The 21,354-nt window shown below is 38.4% G+C and carries 25 protein-coding genes and 2 tRNA genes; 1 reads left to right on the top strand and 26 read right to left on the bottom strand.

The features are described 5' to 3' along the window. The 19 genes from hscA to DV417_RS01310 all read right to left on the bottom strand — a co-directional run bounded on the left by hscA (position 1) and on the right by DV417_RS01310 (position 14,708). Positions 1–1,860, bottom strand: coding sequence for a Fe-S protein assembly chaperone HscA (gene hscA / locus DV417_RS01400; protein WP_118878137.1), 1,860 nt, complete (start codon positions 1,858–1,860; stop codon positions 1–3). Positions 1,861–1,878: 18 nt separating this feature from the next. Beyond that, on the bottom strand, positions 1,879–2,565 hold the full coding sequence (locus DV417_RS01395; protein WP_118878134.1) for a DUF2625 domain-containing protein: 687 nt from the start codon (positions 2,563–2,565) through the stop codon (positions 1,879–1,881). Between the two features lie 30 nt (positions 2,566–2,595). After that, a complete protein-coding gene (hscB, locus tag DV417_RS01390) occupies positions 2,596–3,117 on the bottom strand; it encodes a Fe-S protein assembly co-chaperone HscB (RefSeq protein WP_118878132.1) in 522 nt (173 codons plus the stop codon). 12 nt (positions 3,118–3,129) lie between these two features. Further along, positions 3,130–3,453 carry an iron-sulfur cluster assembly protein IscA gene (gene iscA, locus DV417_RS01385; RefSeq protein WP_118855810.1) on the bottom strand — a complete coding sequence of 108 codons (324 nt, stop codon included), beginning with the start codon at positions 3,451–3,453 and terminating at the stop codon, positions 3,130–3,132. Positions 3,454–3,506: 53 nt separating this feature from the next. Beyond that, positions 3,507–3,890, bottom strand: coding sequence for a Fe-S cluster assembly scaffold IscU (gene iscU, locus DV417_RS01380; RefSeq protein WP_005626962.1), 384 nt, complete (start codon positions 3,888–3,890; stop codon positions 3,507–3,509). 57 nt (positions 3,891–3,947) lie between these two features. After that, positions 3,948–5,162, bottom strand: coding sequence for an IscS subfamily cysteine desulfurase (locus DV417_RS01375; protein WP_046938642.1), 1,215 nt, complete (start codon positions 5,160–5,162; stop codon positions 3,948–3,950). 78 nt (positions 5,163–5,240) lie between these two features. Then, the gene (iscR, locus tag DV417_RS01370) at positions 5,241–5,690 is read right to left on the bottom strand and encodes a Fe-S cluster assembly transcriptional regulator IscR (RefSeq protein WP_118803313.1); all 450 of its coding nucleotides are present in this window, start codon (positions 5,688–5,690) and stop codon (positions 5,241–5,243) included. A 56-nt stretch (positions 5,691–5,746) separates the two neighbouring features. Next, the gene (gene trmJ, locus DV417_RS01365) at positions 5,747–6,466 is read right to left on the bottom strand and encodes a tRNA (cytosine(32)/uridine(32)-2'-O)-methyltransferase TrmJ (RefSeq protein ID WP_118878130.1); all 720 of its coding nucleotides are present in this window, start codon (positions 6,464–6,466) and stop codon (positions 5,747–5,749) included. Positions 6,467–6,582: 116 nt separating this feature from the next. After that, positions 6,583–6,658 (bottom strand) — tRNA-Lys (locus DV417_RS01360). 23 nt (positions 6,659–6,681) lie between these two features. Then, a tRNA-Lys gene (locus tag DV417_RS01355) sits at positions 6,682–6,757 on the bottom strand. A 152-nt stretch (positions 6,758–6,909) separates the two neighbouring features. Next, complete coding sequence (pal, locus tag DV417_RS01350; protein WP_005626966.1) at positions 6,910–7,371, bottom strand: peptidoglycan-associated lipoprotein Pal; 462 nt, start codon at positions 7,369–7,371, stop codon at positions 6,910–6,912. Positions 7,372–7,396: 25 nt separating this feature from the next. Beyond that, complete coding sequence (tolB, locus tag DV417_RS01345) at positions 7,397–8,680, bottom strand: Tol-Pal system beta propeller repeat protein TolB (RefSeq protein ID WP_118803315.1); 1,284 nt, start codon at positions 8,678–8,680, stop codon at positions 7,397–7,399. Between the two features lie 41 nt (positions 8,681–8,721). Then, positions 8,722–9,897 (bottom strand): cell envelope integrity protein TolA, encoded by a 1,176-nt coding sequence (gene tolA / locus DV417_RS01340; RefSeq protein ID WP_118878127.1) that lies wholly within the window; start codon positions 9,895–9,897, stop codon positions 8,722–8,724. 14 nt (positions 9,898–9,911) lie between these two features. Continuing rightward, the gene (gene tolR / locus DV417_RS01335) at positions 9,912–10,331 is read right to left on the bottom strand and encodes a colicin uptake protein TolR (RefSeq protein ID WP_005634116.1); all 420 of its coding nucleotides are present in this window, start codon (positions 10,329–10,331) and stop codon (positions 9,912–9,914) included. 64 nt (positions 10,332–10,395) lie between these two features. After that, a complete protein-coding gene (gene tolQ / locus DV417_RS01330; RefSeq protein WP_005626973.1) occupies positions 10,396–11,082 on the bottom strand; it encodes a protein TolQ in 687 nt (228 codons plus the stop codon). Between the two features lie 17 nt (positions 11,083–11,099). Continuing rightward, complete coding sequence (gene ybgC, locus DV417_RS01325; RefSeq protein ID WP_005626975.1) at positions 11,100–11,510, bottom strand: tol-pal system-associated acyl-CoA thioesterase; 411 nt, start codon at positions 11,508–11,510, stop codon at positions 11,100–11,102. Between the two features lie 77 nt (positions 11,511–11,587). Next, positions 11,588–11,881 carry a cyd operon protein YbgE gene (gene ybgE, locus DV417_RS01320; RefSeq protein WP_118843158.1) on the bottom strand — a complete coding sequence of 98 codons (294 nt, stop codon included), beginning with the start codon at positions 11,879–11,881 and terminating at the stop codon, positions 11,588–11,590. Positions 11,882–11,991: 110 nt separating this feature from the next. After that, positions 11,992–13,128, bottom strand: a complete 1,137-nt coding sequence (gene cydB / locus DV417_RS01315; protein WP_118878125.1) for a cytochrome d ubiquinol oxidase subunit II — start codon at positions 13,126–13,128, stop codon at positions 11,992–11,994. A 14-nt stretch (positions 13,129–13,142) separates the two neighbouring features. Further along, positions 13,143–14,708, bottom strand: a complete 1,566-nt coding sequence (locus DV417_RS01310) for a cytochrome ubiquinol oxidase subunit I (protein ID WP_009766713.1) — start codon at positions 14,706–14,708, stop codon at positions 13,143–13,145. Between the two features lie 452 nt (positions 14,709–15,160). Here DV417_RS01310 and DV417_RS01305 point away from each other — a divergent pair, with 452 nt between their 5' ends. After that, positions 15,161–15,445, top strand: a complete 285-nt coding sequence (locus DV417_RS01305; protein ID WP_005630076.1) for a DUF5339 domain-containing protein — start codon at positions 15,161–15,163, stop codon at positions 15,443–15,445. Positions 15,446–15,496: 51 nt separating this feature from the next. Here the strand turns inward: DV417_RS01305 and ruvB are convergent, their stop codons facing one another. The 7 genes from ruvB to aspS all read right to left on the bottom strand — a co-directional run bounded on the left by ruvB (position 15,497) and on the right by aspS (position 21,199). Then, the gene (gene ruvB, locus DV417_RS01300; protein WP_118878123.1) at positions 15,497–16,504 is read right to left on the bottom strand and encodes a Holliday junction branch migration DNA helicase RuvB; all 1,008 of its coding nucleotides are present in this window, start codon (positions 16,502–16,504) and stop codon (positions 15,497–15,499) included. Between the two features lie 7 nt (positions 16,505–16,511). After that, on the bottom strand, positions 16,512–17,126 hold the full coding sequence (ruvA, locus tag DV417_RS01295) for a Holliday junction branch migration protein RuvA (RefSeq protein WP_118878121.1): 615 nt from the start codon (positions 17,124–17,126) through the stop codon (positions 16,512–16,514). Positions 17,127–17,188: 62 nt separating this feature from the next. Further along, the gene (ruvC, locus tag DV417_RS01290) at positions 17,189–17,761 is read right to left on the bottom strand and encodes a crossover junction endodeoxyribonuclease RuvC (RefSeq protein WP_118878119.1); all 573 of its coding nucleotides are present in this window, start codon (positions 17,759–17,761) and stop codon (positions 17,189–17,191) included. Between the two features lie 46 nt (positions 17,762–17,807). After that, positions 17,808–18,548: a YebC/PmpR family DNA-binding transcriptional regulator gene (locus DV417_RS01285; protein ID WP_118878117.1), complete on the bottom strand. Its 741-nt coding sequence runs from the start codon at positions 18,546–18,548 to the stop codon at positions 17,808–17,810. A gap of 12 nt (positions 18,549–18,560) precedes the next feature. After that, entirely contained in the window at positions 18,561–19,031 is a 471-nt protein-coding gene (gene nudB, locus DV417_RS01280; protein ID WP_118878115.1) for a dihydroneopterin triphosphate diphosphatase, read from the bottom strand. Next, positions 18,988–19,371: a hypothetical protein gene (locus DV417_RS01275; RefSeq protein ID WP_053466246.1), complete on the bottom strand. Its 384-nt coding sequence runs from the start codon at positions 19,369–19,371 to the stop codon at positions 18,988–18,990. Before DV417_RS01275 ends, nudB begins: the two co-directional genes overlap by 44 nt. Before the next feature lie 61 nt (positions 19,372–19,432). Beyond that, the gene (gene aspS, locus DV417_RS01270; protein ID WP_118878113.1) at positions 19,433–21,199 is read right to left on the bottom strand and encodes an aspartate--tRNA ligase; all 1,767 of its coding nucleotides are present in this window, start codon (positions 21,197–21,199) and stop codon (positions 19,433–19,435) included. Positions 21,200–21,354: the final 155 nt, after the last annotated feature.

Below are 21,354 nucleotides of genomic sequence, written 5' to 3'. Positions count from 1 at the left end.
TTACGGTTTTTCAATATCTGACAAATTTTTGCCTGTCAAAGCTTTATTAATCGATGCATTCATTCGACGTGCTGCAAATTCTTGGGTAGCAGTATCCAAGGCTTTAATTCCTTGCGCGATTGCATCACGATCTGAACCTTGTTTTACATCCATTAATTGTTTTAACACACTTTCAATATGATGAAACTCTTCTGTGCTCAGCAAGTCAGCCCCATCTGCTTGTAACGCAACAATCACACTTTCAATCACACGATCCGCTTCTACTCGTTGCTCAGCTAATTCGCGAGCTTGTAAATCCTCTTGCGCATTATCAAAAGAAGATTTTATCATTGCGGTCACTTCTTCATCGGTTAAACCATAGGAAGGTTTAATTTGGATTGATGCCTGCACTTTCGTCGATTTTTCCATTGCAGTCACACTTAATAAACCATCCGCATCGACTTGATAAGTCACTCGAATATGAGCGGCACCCGCAGCCATTGCCGGAATACCTCGTAGAGTAAAACGCCCTAAAGAGCGACAATCATCTACCAGCTCACGTTCACCTTGTACAACATGAACGGTCATTGCTGTTTGGCCATCTTTGAAAGTAGTAAACTCTTGTGCACGAGCCACAGGAATTGTTGTGTTACGTGGAATAATTTTTTCCACTAATCCCCCCATCGTCTCAATGCCTAAAGAAAGCGGCACGACATCCAACAACAACATATCTGAATCAGTTTTATTACCGACTAAAATATCCGCTTGAATTGCGGCACCAAGTGCCACAACTTTGTCTGGATCAATGGAAGTGAGTGGTGTTTTACCAAAAAACTCGCCAACTTGTTCTCGTACGTATGGCACTCGAGTTGAACCACCAACCATCACCACAGCTTGCACTTCTTCAGATTCAACGTTGGCATCTTTCAAAGCTCGGCGACAAGTTAGCAATGAACGTTTTACCAGTGAATGAATCAACGCATTAAATTGTTCTCGTGAAATTTCTACTGAAAAATTCTGCCAAGAAATCACCGCACTTTTCTCTGTAGTTAAAGCAATTTTGGCATGGCTCGCAAGGGTTATCAATTCGCGCTGTTGATTTGGGGTTTGTGGTTTTATTTGGGTTTGTTCAACTATCCAATCTGCAATTAAATGATCAAAATCATCACCACCTAGCGCAGTATCGCCCCCTGTTGCTAGAACTTCAAAAACACCTTTTGATAAGCGTAAAATTGAAATATCAAATGTACCACCACCTAAATCATAAACGGCAATAATCCCTTCCTGCCCGCTATCTAATCCATAAGCGACTGCGGCTGCAGTGGGTTCATTCAATAAACGTAATACATTTAGCCCAGCTAAACGCGCAGCATCCTTAGTACTTTGACGTTGAGCATCATCGAAATAAGCAGGAACCGTAATCACAACCCCCGAAAGCTCACCACCAAGGCGTTGTTCTGCAATGTGATTTAAGCGCGATAAAATATCTGAAGACACTTCAATTGGACTTTTTGGCCCCTGTGCCGTGACAATTAAAGGCAATCCATTTTCACTCGCCACAAATTCATAAGGCAAACTAGGATAACGAGACTGAACATCAGCAAGACTACGACCAATTAGGCGTTTTACCGAAATTATCGTATTTTTTGGATCAAGTGAGGCTTGTTCAAAAGCTTCTAAACCAACTTTCTTCTCTTTAACGCCATAATGAACAACTGATGGTAAAAGACTACGCTCTTTTTCATCATTAAGAATCACGGATTGCCCACTACGCACGGATGCAACCAAAGAATTGGTTGTTCCCAAATCAATCCCAACGGCTAAACGATGTTGATGCGGTGCAGCAGCTTGTCCTGGTTCTGCAATTTGTAATAATGCCATATGTTATCTTTCTACTGGTTATGCGACGGAATACGCCAAATCAAATTTATTTTTTTCTGCAAAGCTTGCTTGGTAATGTGTTTCAATATTGACTTCGTGTTTTTGACGTTCATCAATCGCTATTTTTCTCTCTTCGCTTAAGTCAGGCGAGAATATAAAAATTTGATTACCATCCAATTGTTTTACATCATCTTGCCAATTTTGCCAAAATAGACCTTGATAAAAAGCCTCTAAATCACCATTCAATGCCCAAGCTAAAAATTCTGTATAAGTAAAATTTAAATTATGCCAAGTGAGATCTTTTGGTGAAAAGTAATAAATTTTGCCAAGGTTATCGCCTAACGAACCACCATTTAATGCAAAGTAACCGCCTATCACATCATCTGCAACCAATAAATATTTTGGTTTTTCACCAGACTCACTAAAAGACTTACTAAAATTCCAATCCATCAATCCACGCGGTAATTTAAAACTTCCTGAACCTAAAATACGCAACCAACCATAATGAATTAAAATTCCACCTGTTTCATAAATCACAGCCCCCATTGGTGATGATGTTGGCATTTGCATGGTAAAAAGTTCACGTTCTGCACTTGATTGATCTTTTTTAATGACATAACAATGATTACGTGCACTTTCAATCCATTGGGAAAGTATAGGCCAAGCAGAATTTTCTGAAGAGATTAGTTGTTCGAGAGTTTGCATAATATCAAGGGATATTGAGATATAGATCTATTACAGTTCAACAAGGCGTTCTTCTACACGTTCAATTTCTTCAGAAAGCTTACGAGTAAAACGTAATTTATCACACTGTTGAGATGCTTTCGTCCATTGTTGGGATGTCAGACTCTCCGAAAGTGCGGTTAATAATGACTGAGTTTCTTGTTTAATTTCTTTTGTAAAAGCGTTTAATGCTTCTTCATCTTTCTGATCTTCAAGTTCTTCTAGTTGTTCTCGCCACTGTAACTGTTGCATTAAAAACGCCACATCTTGCGTACTTTTTTGTTCAAGATCTATCTGTTCACCCGTATTAAGCGCAATGATAGCTTCCGCTCGCAAAATTGGGTCTTTTAACGTTTTTAAGGCATCATTCACTTCGGTGGATTTTTGCATCGCAACGCGTTGTTCTAACGCACTACTTGATACAAAATTATCTGGATGTAGCGCCTTTTGTAATTCTAAATAACGTGTATTTAACACCTTCTCATCTAACTGAAAATCAACGGGTAAATCAAAAATTTGAAAAGGATTTAACATCAGATTATTACCTTAAACATGGAAACTTTCGCCACAGCCACAAGATTCTTTTACATTTGGATTATTGTATTTGAAGCCTTCATTTAAGCCTTCTTTCACATAATCCAACTCAATACCATTGAGATAAACTAAGCTTTTTGGATCGACAATAATATTCACACCGTACTGTTCAAAAACTTGATCTTCTTCATTTAAGACATCAACAAACTCAAGCACATAAGCTAAGCCAGAACAGCCTGATGTTTTCACTCCTAAACGCAAACCAATACCTTTGCCACGATTATCCAAAAAAGCTTTCACTCGTTGAGCGGCTTTTTCTGTTAATGTAATACTCATATATCCCCCAAAACCACTAAAAGTGCGGTCAAAACCGACCGCACTTTTTCATATTATTCGCCTTTTTTGGATTTGTAATCAGCAATTGCCGCTTTAATTGCATCTTCTGCTAAAATGGAACAGTGTACTTTCACTGGTGGTAATTCTAACTCTTCTGCAATTTGGCTATTTTTGATAGCACCTGCTTCTTCTAAAGATTTACCTTTCACCCATTCGGTAATTAATGAGCTAGATGCAATAGCAGAACCACAACCATAAGTCTTGAATTTTGCATCTTCAATAATGCCGTTATCATTTACTTTAATTTGTAACTGCATTACATCGCCACAAGCTGGCGCCCCCACCATGCCAGTACCAACATTGCTATCTTTTTTATCCATAGAACCCACATTGCGCGGATTTTCATAATGATCGATTACTTTTTCGCTATAAGCCATTTTAACTTTCCTTTTTTAAATCCTTGAGAAACGCCATTTAATAATAGCAGTTAAATCCTAGTGAGCTGACCACTCAATTGTACTAAGGTCGATGCCTTCTTTAAACATATCCCATAATGGCGATAATGCACGAAGTTTTTCCACCGCACCTTTTACTAAATTAATTGTATAATCAATTTCTTCTTCAGTGGTGTAACGACCAAGTGTGAAACGAATTGAACTATGTGCCAATTCATCATTTAAACCAAGTGCACGTAATACATAAGACGGCTCTAAGCTAGCTGATGTACAAGCAGAACCAGAAGATACTGCAATATCACGCAATGCCATCATTAAAGATTCACCTTCAACATAGTTAAAGCTAATATTTAAATTACTATCTAAACGGTGCTCCATTGAGCCATTTACGTAGGTTTCTTCAATATCTTTTAAGCCATTATATAAACGATCACGAAGAGCTTTTAAACGTGGCATTTCTGTTGCCATTTCTTCTTTTGCAATTCGATAAGCCTCGCCCATTCCCACGATTTGGTGGACAGGTAATGTACCTGAACGCATTCCGCGCTCATGACCACCACCATGAATAATCGCTTCTAAACGAATACGTGGTTTACGACGAACGTATAACGCACCAATACCTTTAGGTCCATAAAGTTTATGGCTAGACATAGATAATAAATCAACTGGCAACTCTTCCAAGTTAATCGCAACCTTGCCCACACTTTGAGTTGCGTCCACATGGAAAATCGTTTTATTTGCACGACAAAGCTCACCAATAGCTTTAATATCTTGCAACACGCCAATTTCATTATTGGCATGCATAATTGAAACTAAAATAGTATCGGGACGAAGTGCGGCTTTAAATTTCTCTAAATCAATTAAACCATCAGACTCGGGTGATAAATAAGTCACTTCAAAACCTTCACGCTCTAATTGACGACAAGTATCTAAAACGGCTTTATGCTCGGTTTTGCAAGTGATGATATGCTTGCCTTTAGTTTGGTAAAAATGCGCAGCACCCTTAATTGCAAGGTTATCTGATTCTGTCGCACCAGAAGTAAACACAATTTCACGAGAATCGGCACCAATAAGATCCGCAATTTGATTACGAGCCACATCAACCGCTTCTTCTGCTTGCCAACCAAATTTATGCGAGCGAGAAGCTGGGTTACCGAATGTACCGTCAATGGTTAAAAATTCCATCATTTTCTTCGCAACACGCTCGTCCACAGGACAAGTTGCTGCATAGTCTAAATAAATAGGTAATTTCATTTTTCACTCCTAAATCATTCTAAATTTGACCGCACTTTTAATGCATTTTGCACTGTACGGACTACTTTCCTTTATTGATTAACAATTAATTAAATTCTCAAAATCGCTATGAGTTTGGCGTTTTGACTCACGTTTACTCACCAATTCAGCCAAAGTAATTTCATTAAGAAAATTTTCAATGCGATTACTCAGATCTTCCCACAATGTATGAGTTAAACATTCTACGCCATTTTGACAATTTCCACGACCAAGACATTTTGTCACATGAATATTTTCATTTACCGCTGAAATAATCATTCCCACTGAAATTTGGTCACTTGGTAAACCTAGCTGATAACCTCCGCCAGGTCCACGAACACTTTTTACTAATCCATCACGGCGTAATTTAGCAAAAAGTTGTTCTAAATAAGATAACGAAATATGTTGACGCTCAGAAATATCTGCAAGGCTCACAGGACCTTTTTCTGCATTTAAAGCGATATCAAGAATCGCAGTGACTGCATAACGACCTTTTGATGTAAGTTTCATGAAGTATCCTTAAAAAGTGATGTTGCAATATTTACATATCCTACTAAATCAGTCAATTAATCTAAATCAAGATCAATCCATTTTTCGACCGCACTTAGCATGCCATTTAAAATATTTAATTCATTTTTTTCAAGTTGAGCGCGGTAATATAAGCGCTTCAATTTATGCATAACACCTTGATTTTGAATAAATCCTAGTGCTTGATATACACGCTCTGTGTGCTCAAAAAAATAAGTGAGTTGTTCTGCTGTTGGATAGTTTTGTTCTATTAAAGAAAGTGAATTTTCCTTCTTATCTTGTGCTAAAAACGCCATACGCAATTCGTAACTCACCAACTGCACAGCCATTGCCAAATTTAAAGAAGAATAATCAGGATTAGCTGGGATATTCAAATGGTAATGACATTTCAACAACTCTTCATTCGTTAATCCAATACGTTCACGACCAAACACAATAGCTATCTTGCCTTCATGCGCTACAACTTTCTCCGCGCATTCTCGAGGCTCGATCAATGTACTTTGCAAATGACGTAAACGAGCACTTGTTCCAATCACCAAAGAGCAATCATTGACAGCTTCATCAAAACTATCGACAACTCTTGCATTTTTTACAATATCTTCTGCGCCAGCTGAAAGAGCATAAGATTGTTCATCAACGGATTTTGGTGAAACAAGACAAAGCTGGGTCAATCCCATTGTTTTCATTGCTCTAGCAGCAGAACCAATATTACCGCTATGCGAAGTCTCAATTAAAACAATACGAATATTTTCCAACATAATGATGCCCGACTAAAATTTAAGGATATTCTACCACAATAACCGCTAAAAATAGTCAAGAATTTAAGCAAATTAAAGAAATTTAAAATATTAGAGATGAATAATAAAAATAAGAATGGTGGGTTGTGAGAGGTTCGAACTCTCGACCGACGGATTAAGAGTCCGCTGCTCTACCAACTGAGCTAACAACCCAACTGGACAACTAAATCAGAGAGTGGTGGGTCGTGAAGGATTCGAACCTTCGACCAACGGATTAAAAGTCCGCTGCTCTACCGACTGAGCTAACGACCCACTGTGTTGATGAATTAATGATAGCGCATTTATTTTAGAATCAAAAGAATAAATTCATTCTTTCAAACTAATTGATTAAATTACAAACGATGAAAACAAAACAGGATCCAATAAAATGGATCCTGTTTTTCAAGTATTAGAAATACTAAGAATTAGTATGCTAACACTGCACGACGGTTTTTAGAATATGCAGCTTCATCGTGACCTAATACTGCAGGTTTTTCTTCACCGTAAGATACTGTGCCTAATTTACCAGCATCAACACCTTTACCAGCTAAATAACCTTTAACTGCATCTGCACGACGTTGACCTAACGCGATGTTGTATTCTGGTGTACCGCGTTCGTCAGTATTACCTTCTACTAATACTTTAGCAGCTGGAGTTGCATTTAAATATGCTGCATGTGCATCTAAGATTTGAACGTATTCACCTTCGATGTTGTATTTGTCAAAACCGAAATATACGGTGTTGTAACGTTGTTGAAGATCAGAAACAGAGTAACCGCCAAAAGTTTGGCCTGCGCCATTGCCAGCAGCATCGTTGTTAGATGAACTACAAGCAGCTAATGCAGCTACAGAACCTGCAACTAATAATGATTTAACAAATTTGTTCATTAGATTTCTCCTCAATGAGTTTTCTTTATTTAGTTAAGTATGGCGACCAAGCAGGAAATTTCACTTGGCCATTACTTCCTGGAAGGCTCGCTTTGAAGCGACCATCTGCAGAAACTAATTGTAGCACCTTTCCTAAGCCTTGTGTAGAACTATAAATAATCATAATTCCATTTGGTGAAAGACTTGGACTTTCGCCTAAGAAAGACGTACTAAGTACTTCTGATGCACCAGATGTAAGATCTTGTTTAACAACATTATTGTTTCCATTAATCATCACAAGGGTTTTGCCATCAGCGCTAATTTGTGCACTACCGCGACCACCAACCGGTGTTGCACCACCACCGTTTGCACTCATACGATAAACTTGTGGTGAACCACTTCTATCGGATGTAAATAAAATTGAGCTACCGTCTGGAGACCAAGATGGTTCTGTATTATTACCTGCACCACGAGTTAATTGAGTTGGAGCTCCGCCGTATGAGCTCATCACATAAATATTTAATGATCCATCCTGTGAAGAGGCAAAGGCTAAACGTGAACCATCCGGAGAGAATGCAGGAGCACCATTATGTCCAGGGAAAGAAGCCACCACTTTACGAGCACCAGAATTTAAATCTTGTACAACAAGTTGTGATTTTTTATTTTCAAAGGATACATATGCTAAACGTTGACCATCAGGAGACCAAGCTGGTGACATAATTGGTTGAGAGCTACGATTTACGATAAATTGATTATAGCCATCGTAGTCTGCAACACGCACTTCATAGGGCTGTGAACCACCATTTTTTTGCACGACATAAGCGATACGAGTTCTAAACGCACCACGAATCGCAGTTAACTTTTCAAAAACCTCATCACTAACAGTATGAGCACCATAGCGTAACCATTTATTTGTCACTGTATAGCTATTTTGCATTAATACCGCCCCTGGCGTACCTGATGCACCAACGGTATCAATTAATTGATAAGTAATACTATAACCATTACCAGATGGAACAACTTGTCCGACCACAATTGCGTCAATGCCAATATTAGACCAAGCTTCAGGATTTACTTCAGCTGCTGAAGTTGGACGTTGAGGCATCTGAGACACCGCAATAGGATTAAATTTACCACTGTTACGTAAATCATCAGCAACAATTTTGCTAATATCTTCCGGTGCAGATCCGGCAAACGGCACAACAGCTATAGGACGTGCACCATCAACCCCTTCATCAATTACAATGCGAACTTCATCATCTGCGAATGCATTGCTTGCAACAGCAAGTACAATCGCTAATACGCTCACTAAACGTTTTAATAATTTCATTTTGTTACCTTTAAAATTTAACAATAAATTTTTCTAAAGAATTATCGAATATCAAAGTCAATAATTGGCGATTTATATTTTTCATAAATTTCATCTGATGGCGCAGCTGGAACTTTTTTCGTTCTAGCAACCGCACTTAATGCTGCTGTACAAATATCATCAGGGCCTGAAATTTTTTGATATCCCAAGATTGTTCCATCTCGACTTAATTGAATTTTAATACGACAAACTTTTCCTGCAAAACTTGGATCTTTTAAGAAACGACGTTGAATCTCTTTCTTAATCACTCCAGCGTATTGATCTCCTACTTTGCCACCATCGCCAGAACCAAGCGCAGCACCGCTACCTTGAGTTCCACCTTTATTCGCATTTCCGCCTTTAGATGCACTACCGCCACCAATATCTCCGCCATTTAAGAAATCATCTAAACTGGCTTGGTCCGCTTTTCGTTTTGCTGCATCCGCTTTAGCTTTAGCATCTGCAGCAGCCTTAGCTTTCGCCTCTGCCGCAGCTTTAGCCTCTGCATCAGCTTTTGCTTTAGCATCAGCAGCGGCTTTAGCTTTTGCATCAGCTTCTGCTTTCGCTTTAGCCTCAGCTTTTGCTTTAGCAGCGGCTTCAGCTTTTGCCTTGGCTTCTGCTTCTTGTTTTGCTTTTTGTGCTGCAAGTTCTGCCGCTTTAGCTTTCGCCTCTTCTTCAGCTTGTTTTGCAGCTGCAGCTAAACGTTTAGCCTCTGCATCTGCTTTTAATTTTGCAGCTTCAGCAGCTTGTTTAGCCTTAGCCTCTTCAGCTTGCTTCTGTTTTTCCAACGCTTCTTGACGAGCTTGCTCTTGTTGTTTTTTTATTTCTTGCTGACGTTGCTGTTCTTGCTGACGTTGCTGTTCTTGCTGACGTTTTAACTCTTCTTGTCGTTGAACTTCCTGTTGACGCTTAATCTCTTCTTGATTAGGTTGTGGCGGTTTTTCTTCAACAACGGGTTCTGGACGTTTCTGTTTATCCGCTTGCCCTTTTTTCTGTTGTTGAATTCTACCCCATTCTTGCGCTGCAGAGCCAGTATCGACCATTACTGCCCCCATAGCATCACCATCACCTTCTCCACCACCCATAATTTCAACTGTATGGTAGAAAGAGCTGACAATCAACAATCCAAACAAAACAAGGTGCATCACTATAGAAATAACAAATGCATTTGCGCCTTTTTTTTGTCGATTATTTTGCACGGTTACCTACTTAGTTAAATTGGGTTTGTCATTAAACCAACAGATTTAATTCCAGCGAGGTGGAGCAGATTAAGTGCTTTAATCACTTCTTCATAGGGAACTTCCTTAGCTCCACCCACTAAAAATAGTGTGTTATTATCTTTATCAAATTCTTGTCGAGATAACTGTGTCACCATTTCTTCCGTTAACCCTTCTTGACGTTCTCCGCCAATAGAAATCGCATATTGTCCAATCCCTGAAACTTCAAGAATTACCGGCACTTTATCTTCATTAGATACATTTTGACTTTGCACTGAATCCGGCAATTCCACTTGTACGCTTTGGCTAATAATTGGTGCTGTTGCCATAAAGATCAACACAAGCACTAATAATACATCCAAAAACGGTACAATATTAATTTCAGATTTAATATCTTTACGCTGACGACGAGCCATAATTCAAATCTCTCTTATTTTTCACCGCACTTAACGAAAGAGTGCGGTGTATTTTTTCTATATTTTAGTGCGGTGCTTTGCCGAAAGCTTGGCGATGTAAAATCGTCGTAAATTCATCAATAAAGTTACCGTAATTCTGTTCGATAGCATTCACGCGTAAACTTAAACGGTTATAAGCCATTACAGCCGGAATCGCAGCAAACAAACCGATTGCAGTAGCAATCAAAGCCTCAGCAATACCAGGAGCAACCATTTGTAAAGTTGCTTGTTTAGCACCACTTAATGCCATAAAAGCGTGCATGATACCCCAAACGGTTCCGAATAAACCAATATAAGGACTAACAGAAGCTACTGTAGCCAAAAACGGAACGCGACTTTCAAGACTTTCAACTTCACGATTCATTGTAAGATTCATTGCTCGAGTGGTTCCTTTAATAATCGCCTCTGGCGCATCAGGATTCACTTGTTTCAAGCGAGAAAACTCTTTGAAACCAACAAAGAAAATTTGCTCACTACCCGTTAAAATATCACGACGATTTGATAATCCTTCATATAGCTTATTCAAATCTTCACCAGACCAGAAACGGTCTTCAAAAGTATTCGCTTCTTTTAAAGCAGCCGTTAAAACTCGGCTACGTTGAATAATAATTGCCCAAGAAATAATTGAGAATGAAATCAAAATCACAATTACAAGTTGAACAACAATACTTGCTTTTAGAAAAAGATCTAAAAAATTCAATTCTGCAGTCATTGCATACTCCGAAAAGTTTATTTTAGGTTGTAAAACGCAGCTTTTACTTCTTTAGGAAGAGCCACAGGTTTCATATTGCCAAGATGAACACTGGCTACCTTGACTGTAGCCTTTGATAACATCACCGTATCACGCATAAGTCGTTGCTCAAAAAGGATTGTTGCACCTTTTATCTCTATGACATCTGTTTCTACCGTGAGTAAATCATCCAATTTTGCCGCAACGCAATAATCAATAGCGAGCGATTTGACAACAAACGCGAGTTGTTGTTCTTGTAATAAAGTTTGCTGCGTAAAATTTAACGCTCGTAAATATTCTGTTCTAGCCCGCTCAAAAAAATGCAAATAACGAGCATGATACACAACGCCACCAGCATCAGTATCTTCATAATATACTCGAACGGGAAGATAGAAGGTTTTTTCTGACATTATTAAGCTTTGCCACCGCAATAGGTCGGGTATTTTAGAACCTGTTTTTTAGATAAGCAATATGCCGAAGAAAAAAATCATCCTCGTAAATAAAAATGCTCTACAGCACTAATCAATATAATGATATAAGCGATATAAGGTAAGAAAATTAGTTTCCAAATTACGCTTTTAATTTCAAATCCGATTCCATGAATCCAAACCGTAATCAATCCCCAAAAGATCATCAAAATCCACCAAGGAGAATCATTTCGTAACAACGTTGAAAAATTATCAATATTAAAGAAAAATACAGCTGTTAGTCCTAGCGCTAAAATAAATGAAAGGGTTCGAAACGAACCCTTATTAATTAATTGATAGAGTGAACGAATCATATTACTCGTCAAATTTTCCTGCTTTTTCTTTGCCAATGGTTAATTTTGCACTGGCAAATATAGCTAATAACACACCCACTACCCAAATTACATATAACATATTAATCTCCTTAGTATAATGAGTGTTTATTTTCATCAATGAAATTCGCATCTAAGCGACCAAACATCTTCGAATAAGACCAAATGGTATAAACCAAAGAAATAGCCACAAAGATAAGCGCAAAAATCAACATTAACGTTAATGTTAATTCACTTGAAGTTGCATCCCACATTAACAAACTTTGTTCAGGATGTGAGCTTGAAGGCATCACAAATGGGAACATAGATACTGCAGCAGTAATAATTACACCAGCCATTGTTAATGCAGAGAAAAAGAATGCAAAACCACAACGATTGGCTTTAGAAAATGCCGCATTTAATAGCGCAGCAACTACGGCTAATGCAGGGAAAATCCAAAGAATTGGCATTTCATTGAAATTTCTAAACCACGCACCAGTTTCAACAGTAACTTCTTTATTCATTGGAGAAGATGGCGCGTAATGATCCACTACACTCGTTACTACATAACCCTCTTTAAAGTATAACCATGCTCCAGCTAATACGAATGCAATTAAAGTCACAATAGCACCGATTTGGCTTACTGAACGAGCGCGATCACGCAATTCTTCGGTTGTTTTCATTTGTAACCAGTTCGCACCGTGAGTCACAAGCATTGATAAGCTAATAACACCACACAATAATGCAAATGGATTTAATAATTCAAAGAATGAACCGGTATAAGTTACTTGAGTCAATTCGTTGAAATGGAATGGAACGCCTTGTAATAAATTACCAAAAGCCACACCAAATACTAATGATGGTACAAAACCACCTGCGAATAGTCCCCAATCCCAAACAGAACGCCAAGTCGGGTTATCAATTTTTGCACGATATTCAAAACCCAATGGGCGTAAGAATAATGCAGCTAAAACCAATACTAAAGCGATGTAGAAACCTGAGAATGAAACTGCATATACAATTGGCCATGCCGCAAATACTGCGCCGCCCGCAGTTAACAACCAAACTTGGTTACCATCCCAATGTGGGGCAATAGAGTTGATCATAATACGGCGTTCCACTTCTTTTTTGCCTGTTACAGGTAAAAGTGCGGTCACGCCCATATCGAATCCGTCGGTAACAGAAAAACCGATCAACAATACAATAACTAACACCCACCAAATAAAACGTAGAAATTCATAATCAACCATAATTCATCTCCTGCTTATTTAGATGATTGTTCAAAGTAGTATTTGCCGGTTTTTAACGCACTTGGACCCAAACGCGCATATTTAAACATCAAATACATCTCAACAATAATGAACGCAAGATAAAGCGCACAAATTAAACCAATAGAGAACCATAAATCACCAGTACTTAACTGAGACGCTGATACCCCAACAGGTAAAACTTCATAGATTGCCCAAGGTTGACGACCAGACTCAGCTAAGAACCAACCAAATTCAATTGCTAAGATTGGCAATGGGATACACCAAAGTAATGCTTTAAGCAATAAGCGAGAAGAAGTGACTTTGTTACGTAAATTTTGAACAAATGCGCCGAAGGTCAGTAAAATAATTAAACCACCGGCTGCTAACATCCCACGGAATGCCCAGAAGTTAGGACCTACGTTTGGAATAGTATCGCGAGCAGCTTGTTTAATTTGTTCATCTGTTGCATCTACAACTTTATCTGTGTAACGTTTTAATAATAAACCAAAACCTAAATCACCTTTTACTTCATCAAATTTTGCTTTAGTTTCTGGATTTACGTGGCCTGCTGATTTTTTCTCTGCTTTTAATTGCGTGAATAAATCGTAAGCTACCATACCGTTACGAACACGACCTTCATTTTTCGCTTGAATATCTTTCAAACCAACAATTTCAGTATCTAAAGAACGCGTTGCAATTAAACCACCCAAATATGGGATCTCAATCGCAAAATCATTTTTCATTTCTGCAGTATTTGGAATTGCAACTGGATGAAATGGCGCTGGCGCAGGATGAGTTTCAAACTCGGCTTCCATTGCAGCCAATTTCACTGGTTGTGCTTTACCTATGTCGTAACCTGATTCATCCCCCATAATTAACACCGCTGATGCCGCAATAAAACCAAAGGTTGCAGCAACAGAGAATGAACGTTTGGCAAAACCAATATCACGACCTTTTAATAAATAGAATGCACTAATACCTAATACAAACATTGCACCAGTCGAATAACCTGCTGTTAACGTGTGCAAGAATTTACTTTGGGCAACTGGATTTAGCCAAAGGTCTAAGAAGCTCGTCATTTCCATACGTACTGTCTCAAAATTAAATTCTGAGCCAGCAGGAGACTGCATCCAACCATTAGCAACTAAAATCCACATTGCAGATAAGTTCGAACCGAAAGCTACGCAATATGTAGCAAGTAAGTGTTTACCTTTAGTTAAACGATCCCAACCAAAGAAGAATAACCCCACAAAAGTTGATTCTAAGAAAAAGGCTAGTAACGCTTCAATCGCTAATGGCGCACCAAAAATATCACCTACATAATGAGAATAATAAGACCAGTTAGTACCGAATTGGAATTCCATAATGATACCTGTGGTCACCCCAAGGGCGAAGTTAATACCAAATAACTTACCCCAGAATCTTGTCATATCTTTATAAACTTCTTTGCCTGTCGCCACATAAATGGTTTCCATAATCACAAGGACGAATGACAAACCTAATGTCAGCGGCACGAAAATGAAGTGATACAACGCAGTTAAAGCAAACTGCAAGCGAGAAAGGTCAACAACGTCCAACATTCTCAACTCCTCTGTATAAACAACATTAGTTCCAACAATGATTAAAAAGGCAAAGCCTTAAATAATCCCTAATCACTCAACTCCAATTAGCTAAGTTTAAATTGGTTTATCTACATAATCATTCTCAAATGGTTAAAAAACACCAATTATTATAGAGATAAGCCAAATTGGCGGGTATTCTACTACTAAATATAAGTATAAAAAACAGTAAAAACGATATCTAGATCACATTTTTGACATAAGATATAAAATACCTATTATTTATTAAAAATAATTTAATTGATATAAATCAATTTTGCTATTTTTTGTACAAAAATATATGTTACACGTGATCCTTATCACAATTTACAACAATAAATGACTTCAAAAGCTAGACATACTAAGTATATTTTGCTATTTTCCCGCCTAGTTTAATTTTTAGATTTTATAATAAAGAGAAACAAGGACTTAAAATGAAAAAAACATTCCTTATTTTAACCGCACTTTTCTCTACTGTATCAACCTCTACTTTTGCATCAAATATTCTGCCACAACAATGTGAACAACTATTTAAAGAAACAGAGAATTTGATTGCGCAAGCAGAAAAACAACCTGGCACACATACACAGGTAGGAAAAATTAAAAATAAGTTAAACCAAAGTAAACAACAGATTCTTCAAATGGAATTAGCAACTCAGTTAAAAAGTTGTGAAGTGGGTTTAGCAAAATTAAGTAATTTGAAAAGTTATAGTGAGTAATTAAAAAAGCCTTATTGAATACAATAAGGCTTTTTTAGTGATTAAATTTATCTAGTCTGATAATTTCTGCAGACCGAAATGGCGATAAGTTTGCGATGTTGCAATACGGCCACGTGGCGTTCTTTGTAGAAACCCCTGTTGAATCAAATAAGGCTCTAAAACGTCCTCAATAGTATCGCGTTCTTCACCAATTGCAGCAGCAAGATTATCCAACCCTACTGGCCCACCGTCAAAACGTTCAATAACTGCAGACAATAATTTTCTATCTAAATAATCAAATCCGGCATCATCTATATCCAGCATTGAAAGCGCTTGTTTTGCCACATCTACCGAAATTACTCCCCCATTACGCACATCTGCATAATCACGCACACGTCGTAATAAACGGTTTGCAATTCGAGGAGTGCCTCGTGAACGACGAGCCACCTCAAAAGCAGCTTGCTGTTCTAATTCGAGATTCAAACACCCCGCACTTCTTGCAACGATATATGTTAAATCTTCTACAGAATAGAATTCCAAACGTTGCACAATACCAAAACGATCACGCAATGGCGAAGTCAAAGAACCCGCTCTAGTCGTTGCGCCAACCAAAGTAAAAGGAGGCAAATCTAATTTAATAGAACGAGCAGCAGGCCCCTCACCAATCATAATATCCAATTGATAGTCTTCCATTGCGGGATAAAGAACTTCTTCAATCGCAGGGGAAAGTCGATGAATTTCATCAATAAACAACACATCGTGCGGTTCAAGATTGGTTAGCATTGCAGCTAAATCTCCCGCTTTTTCCAATACAGGCCCTGACGTTGTACGAATATTCACGCCCATTTCATTTGCCACAATATTAGCAAGAGTTGTTTTTCCCAAACCGGGAGGGCCAAAAATTAACAAATGATCTAAGGCATCTTGACGGAGTTTGGCTGCCTTGATGAAAATATCCATTTGCTCGCGTACTTGCGGCTGCCCAACATAATCTGCTAATAGTTTAGGGCGAATAGCGCGGTCGATAACCTCTTCATCAACCTTAGCTTGCCCGCTAATAATTCTATCTGCTTCAATCATATTTTTCCTACAATGCGGCTTTTAAAGCTTCACGAATAACTTGTTCACTGGTTAATTCAGGTTTAGCTACGCGTTTTACCAATTTTTCGGCTTCTGCAGGTTTATAACCTAAAGCAATCAAGGCTGAGATAGCTTCATCAGATGAATTTTCTACACTCGGTTCAATAGATGGAACTGACGGAATATGAGTACTTTCTACAAAGAAATCGCTTTGTTTTACGCCTTTGAATTTACCTTTGAGTTCAACTAACAAACGTTCAGCTGTTTTTTTGCCAACTCCCGGAATTTTAGTGAGTTTAGAAAGTTCTTCTCTCTCTATCGCATAAGCAAATTGTTCGACAGACATGGCAGATAAAATCGCTAAGGCTAATTTAGGCCCCACCCCATTTGTTTTAATTAATTCACGAAATAAAGTGCGGTCTGTTTTCTGGGCAAATCCAAAGAGTAAGTGAGCATCTTCACGAACAACAAGATGGGTGAATAAAGTAGTTTCTTGACCAATTTCTGGTAAATCATAGAAACTCGTCATAGGCAAAAGCAATTCATAGCCTACGCCTTGCACATTAAGTAAAATTTCTGGAGGTTGTTTTTCTAAAAGAATGCCTTGTAAACGACCGATCATAATTCTTCCGAATGATAAAAAACATAGCACATAGCATAAAATAAAACTGGACGAACATCCAGTTAAATTTTTAATCTAAAGCGTCCTCGGCTATATCTGGTCTTTAAAAGTGCGGTCATTTTTTCTTGCGTTTCTGTCACTTTCACAGAATTGGCAATATGTAAAGAATGCTGAATAGAATGAGCGTGTGTAATTGCTATAGCCAATGCATCCGCGGCATCAGCTTGAGGTTTATCTGACAACTTCAAAATACGAGTCACCATTTCTTGCACTTGCACTTTATCTGCGGAACCAATGCCCACAACCGTTTGTTTTACTAAACGTGCGGCATATTCAAAAACAGGTAAATCATGATTTACTGCCGCCACAATCGCCGTACCACGAGCCTGCCCGAGTTTTAAAGCTGAATCTGCATTCTTCGCCATAAACACTTGCTCAATCGCAAACATATCAGGTTGAAATTGCGTGATGATTTCAGCCACTCCAGCATAAATCCGTTTCAATCGGGTTGGTAAATCTTCAACTTGAGTTCGAATTGCGCCACTGCCGAGATATTCTAAATGTCTCCCTGTTTGGCGAATCACACCGTAGCCAGTTACACGAGAGCCGGGGTCAATACCTAAAATAATGCTCATAATTTCTATAAAAAATGGGTAATTAAATTACCCATTTATTACATTATTAAAGTTGAGATGCCACTTCGTCACTGATTTCGCCATTGTGATATACGTTTTGTACGTCATCACAATCTTCCAACATATCAATTAAACGAAGTAATTTTGGTGCAGTTTCAATATCAAGATCAACCGTTGTTGATGGAATCATCGTTACTTCTGCTTCTTGAACTTTAAAGCCAGCTGCCTCAATGCCATCACGCACTGAACCTAAATCTTCCCAAGCAGTATAGATTTCAAATGAACCATCATCTTGTGGTTGAATATCATCAGCTCCAGCTTCAATTGCTGCTTCAGTTAACGCATCTTCGTCTGCTTCAGTAATTAGAATTAAACCTTTTTTACTAAACAAATAACCAACCGATCCCTCAGTCCCTAAATTACCCCCACATTTAGTGAAACTTGGGCGAACTTGTGAGATCGTACGGTTTGCGTTGTCACTTAGACACTCAACCATCACAGCAGTTCCACCTGGACCATAACCTTCATAAATTTTGGTTTCCATATTGGTGTCATCGCCACCACCTACACCACGATCAATGGCGCGGTTGATAGTATCACGAGTCATATTATTGCTAAGCGCTTTATCAACTGCTGCACGTAAACGAGGGTTAGCACTCACATCACCACCACCAATTTTAGCTGCAGTAACAAGTTCACGAATTAATTTAGTAAAAATTTTACCGCGTTGTGCATCTTGTGCTGCTTTGCGGTGTTTAATATTAGCCCACTTACTATGGCCTGCCATGTTGTTTTCCTTCTATTTAACTTTAAGAATATATTTTCTAATTGCTTCCGCATTATTAGAAGATTTCGTCATTTGGATCGCTTGTTCAGGTGAAACCCATTGATACGCCAAATGCTCACTTAATATCGGTTCAAATTCCTGCTCAACTGCCAATAAAAACCAATGTTCATGACATTGAGTCACATTCGGTGCGTATTTATATCGGAAATGTGGAAAAATTTCAAATTCTATGCTCTCTTTGCAATCAAAAAGTGTGGTGGAATTTTCCGAAATTTCTAACCGCACTTCTTCCCAAAGCTCACGAATTGCTGTGTTTTTTGGTGTTTCACCACTTTCAATGGTGCCAGTAACAGACTGCCAAAAATCAGGATCGTCTTGTCGCTGGAGCATTAAAACTTGGTTTGTATCTTTTGCGTAAATTACAACGAGAACAGATTGATTATTTTTGAACTTCATCACTTTTTGAAGTATTAAAATATTCATTTACTGCAGGTTGGTATAACAAAATAATAGAAACAATAAATAAAATTATTGGTGCAACCGTTCCAATTAATGCTGGTGGATATCCATTTGCATTATAAGCAGAGTAACCTATGGCAAATATTTCAAAAAAGATATAAAGAATCCGCCCACTGTTCTTACCTTTAAGCATTAATAAAGCTGGAATAGCCGAAACTATAACACCTATGTTCATCATGATTAAAGACTCTAATTCTAGATTCGTAAAACCTAAAAAATAATTCAATAAAATATTCGTTAAGATAATAAAAAGATTGATCAAAAAATAATAACTAACTACTGTAACAACAGCTGGTCTTTTCATTCCGTTTTCTCCACAAAAATGCGGCCAAATCTGACCGCACTTCATTCCTAATATTTCAAACTTATTCTGCTTTAACGACAGAAATTGCCAACTCTTCCAATGCTTGCGGATTCGCAAAGCTAGGTGCTTCTGTCATCAAGCACGCTGCCGCTGTAGTTTTAGGGAAAGCAATCACATCGCGGATATTTTCCGTTCCAGTTAAAAGCATGGTTAAACGGTCTAAACCAAATGCTAAACCTGCATGTGGCGGTGTACCGAATTTTAATGCATCCAATAAGAAACCAAATTTTTCACGTTGTTCTTGTTCATTGATACCAAGAATACGGAATACCGTTTGTTGCATTTTCGGATCGAAAATACGAACAGAACCACCACCTACTTCATAGCCATTGATCACCATATCGTAAGCATTTGCTACCGCATCGGTTGGATTCGCTTCTAATTGCGCTGGGCTGAAATCTTTTGGTGAAGTGAATGGGTGGTGCATTGCAGCAAGATTACCGTCTTCATCACGTTCAAACATTGGGAAATCAATCACCCAAAGCGGTTGCCATTCGTCTAAACGAGTTAAGCCAAGATCACGACCTAATTTCAAACGTAACGCACCCATTGCATCAGTGGTGGTTTGCCATTTATCTGCACCGAAGAATAAGATGTCGCCAGTTTGAGCTTTCACACGTTCAGCTAAGGTTTTCCATACCTCTTCATTTAAGAATTTCGCAATCGGGCTTTGTACGCCTTCAAGACCTGCATTAATGTCATTTACTTTCGCCCAAGCTAAACCTTTTGCACCGTAAATACCAACAAATTGTGTATATTCATCAATTTGTTTACGAGTGATTTCAGTACCATTTGGTACACGAATGACTGCCACACGGCCGTTTGGATTGTTTGCAGGCTCATTAAATACTTTAAATTCAACGTCTTTAACGATATCTGCCACATCGACTAATTCAAGCGGGTTACGCAAATCTGGTTTATCTGAACCAAAACGAGTCATCGCTTCTTGCCAGGTCATTTGCGGGAATTTACCTAAATCCACACCAATGATATTTTGCCATAAACCATGTACCATGAGTTCCATGATCTCACGTACTTCTGGTGCAGTTAAGAAAGAGGTTTCCACATCGATTTGAGTAAATTCAGGCTGACGATCTGCACGTAAGTCTTCATCACGGAAACATTTTACGATTTGATAATAACGATCAAAACCAGACATCATTAAAAGCTGTTTGAAAAGCTGTGGTGATTGCGGCAATGCATAGAATTTGCCTTTATGTACACGGCTTGGCACTAAATAGTCACGCGCACCTTCTGGCGTTGCTTTGGTAAGCATTGGGGTTTCGATATCAAGGAAACCATTGTCATCCATAAAACGGCGTACAAAACTGGTGATTTTCGCACGAGTTTTCAAACGTTGTGCCATTTCTGGACGACGTAAATCTAAATAACGATATTTTAAACGTTGTTCTTCTGTGTTGTTTTGGTTGAAGTCTAACGGTAAAACATCAGAAGCATTGTAGATGCGTAATTCTTTTGCTAACACTTCCACTTCGCCTGTCGCCATATTTTTATTAATTTGATTGTCAGGACGCGCGATTACTTCACCTTTAATTTGAATACAAAATTCATTACGTAAGCCTGAAGCTGCAGTTAACGCTTCTTGATATTTCGGGTCAAAACAAACTTGCACGATACCATCACGATCGCGCATATCAATAAAAATCAAGCCACCTAAATCACGACGGCGATGAACCCAACCGCTTAATGTTACGTCTTGTCCGATATTGTTACGGTTTAATGCTCCGCAATAATGTGTACGCATCATATTCAATTCCTTAACTCTCTATAAAAATGGAAAAATACCGCAGAATTATACGGAAAAAGGCGCGTCTTTTAAATCTTAAACGGAAATTTATTTGACCCTTTGAAAACTTTCCTTAAAATGACCGCACTTTTTAAATATTTTCTAATCCGTAGGGT

Source organism: Haemophilus haemolyticus (assembly GCF_003490935.1).
Classification (GTDB): domain Bacteria; phylum Pseudomonadota; class Gammaproteobacteria; order Enterobacterales; family Pasteurellaceae; genus Haemophilus; species Haemophilus haemolyticus_M.
The sequence above is the reverse complement of the archived record's forward strand: the minus strand, read 5'-3'. Positions and strand labels throughout refer to the sequence as shown.

Excerpts from the sequence above, each read along its gene's own strand:
- ruvC (WP_118878119.1), bottom strand. The coding sequence starts at position 17,761 with ATGAGCATTATTTTAGGTATTGACCCCGGCTCTCGTGTAACTGGCTAC.
- hscA (WP_118878137.1), bottom strand. The coding sequence starts at position 1,860 with ATGGCATTATTACAAATTGCAGAACCAGGACAAGCTGCTGCACCGCAT.
- iscU (WP_005626962.1), bottom strand. The coding sequence starts at position 3,890 with ATGGCTTATAGCGAAAAAGTAATCGATCATTATGAAAATCCGCGCAAT.
- ybgC (WP_005626975.1), bottom strand. The coding sequence starts at position 11,510 with ATGTCAGAAAAAACCTTCTATCTTCCCGTTCGAGTATATTATGAAGAT.
- pal (WP_005626966.1), bottom strand. The coding sequence starts at position 7,371 with ATGAACAAATTTGTTAAATCATTATTAGTTGCAGGTTCTGTAGCTGCA.
- nudB (WP_118878115.1), bottom strand. The coding sequence starts at position 19,031 with ATGAATATTTTAATACTTCAAAAAGTGATGAAGTTCAAAAATAATCAA.
- iscA (WP_118855810.1), bottom strand. The coding sequence starts at position 3,453 with ATGAGTATTACATTAACAGAAAAAGCCGCTCAACGAGTGAAAGCTTTT.
- ybgE (WP_118843158.1), bottom strand. The coding sequence starts at position 11,881 with ATGATTCGTTCACTCTATCAATTAATTAATAAGGGTTCGTTTCGAACC.
- DV417_RS01395 (WP_118878134.1), bottom strand. The coding sequence starts at position 2,565 with ATGCAAACTCTCGAACAACTAATCTCTTCAGAAAATTCTGCTTGGCCT.
- DV417_RS01305 (WP_005630076.1), top strand. The coding sequence starts at position 15,161 with ATGAAAAAAACATTCCTTATTTTAACCGCACTTTTCTCTACTGTATCA.
- DV417_RS01275 (WP_053466246.1), bottom strand. The coding sequence starts at position 19,371 with ATGAAAAGACCAGCTGTTGTTACAGTAGTTAGTTATTATTTTTTGATC.
- iscR (WP_118803313.1), bottom strand. The coding sequence starts at position 5,690 with ATGAAACTTACATCAAAAGGTCGTTATGCAGTCACTGCGATTCTTGAT.
- cydB (WP_118878125.1), bottom strand. The coding sequence starts at position 13,128 with ATGGTTGATTATGAATTTCTACGTTTTATTTGGTGGGTGTTAGTTATT.
- DV417_RS01285 (WP_118878117.1), bottom strand. The coding sequence starts at position 18,548 with ATGGCAGGCCATAGTAAGTGGGCTAATATTAAACACCGCAAAGCAGCA.
- DV417_RS01375 (WP_046938642.1), bottom strand. The coding sequence starts at position 5,162 with ATGAAATTACCTATTTATTTAGACTATGCAGCAACTTGTCCTGTGGAC.
- aspS (WP_118878113.1), bottom strand. The coding sequence starts at position 21,199 with ATGATGCGTACACATTATTGCGGAGCATTAAACCGTAACAATATCGGA.
- tolQ (WP_005626973.1), bottom strand. The coding sequence starts at position 11,082 with ATGACTGCAGAATTGAATTTTTTAGATCTTTTTCTAAAAGCAAGTATT.
- tolB (WP_118803315.1), bottom strand. The coding sequence starts at position 8,680 with ATGAAATTATTAAAACGTTTAGTGAGCGTATTAGCGATTGTACTTGCT.
- ruvB (WP_118878123.1), bottom strand. The coding sequence starts at position 16,504 with ATGATTGAAGCAGATAGAATTATTAGCGGGCAAGCTAAGGTTGATGAA.
- trmJ (WP_118878130.1), bottom strand. The coding sequence starts at position 6,466 with ATGTTGGAAAATATTCGTATTGTTTTAATTGAGACTTCGCATAGCGGT.
- ruvA (WP_118878121.1), bottom strand. The coding sequence starts at position 17,126 with ATGATCGGTCGTTTACAAGGCATTCTTTTAGAAAAACAACCTCCAGAA.
- hscB (WP_118878132.1), bottom strand. The coding sequence starts at position 3,117 with ATGTTAAATCCTTTTCAAATTTTTGATTTACCCGTTGATTTTCAGTTA.
- DV417_RS01310 (WP_009766713.1), bottom strand. The coding sequence starts at position 14,708 with ATGTTGGACGTTGTTGACCTTTCTCGCTTGCAGTTTGCTTTAACTGCG.
- tolR (WP_005634116.1), bottom strand. The coding sequence starts at position 10,331 with ATGGCTCGTCGTCAGCGTAAAGATATTAAATCTGAAATTAATATTGTA.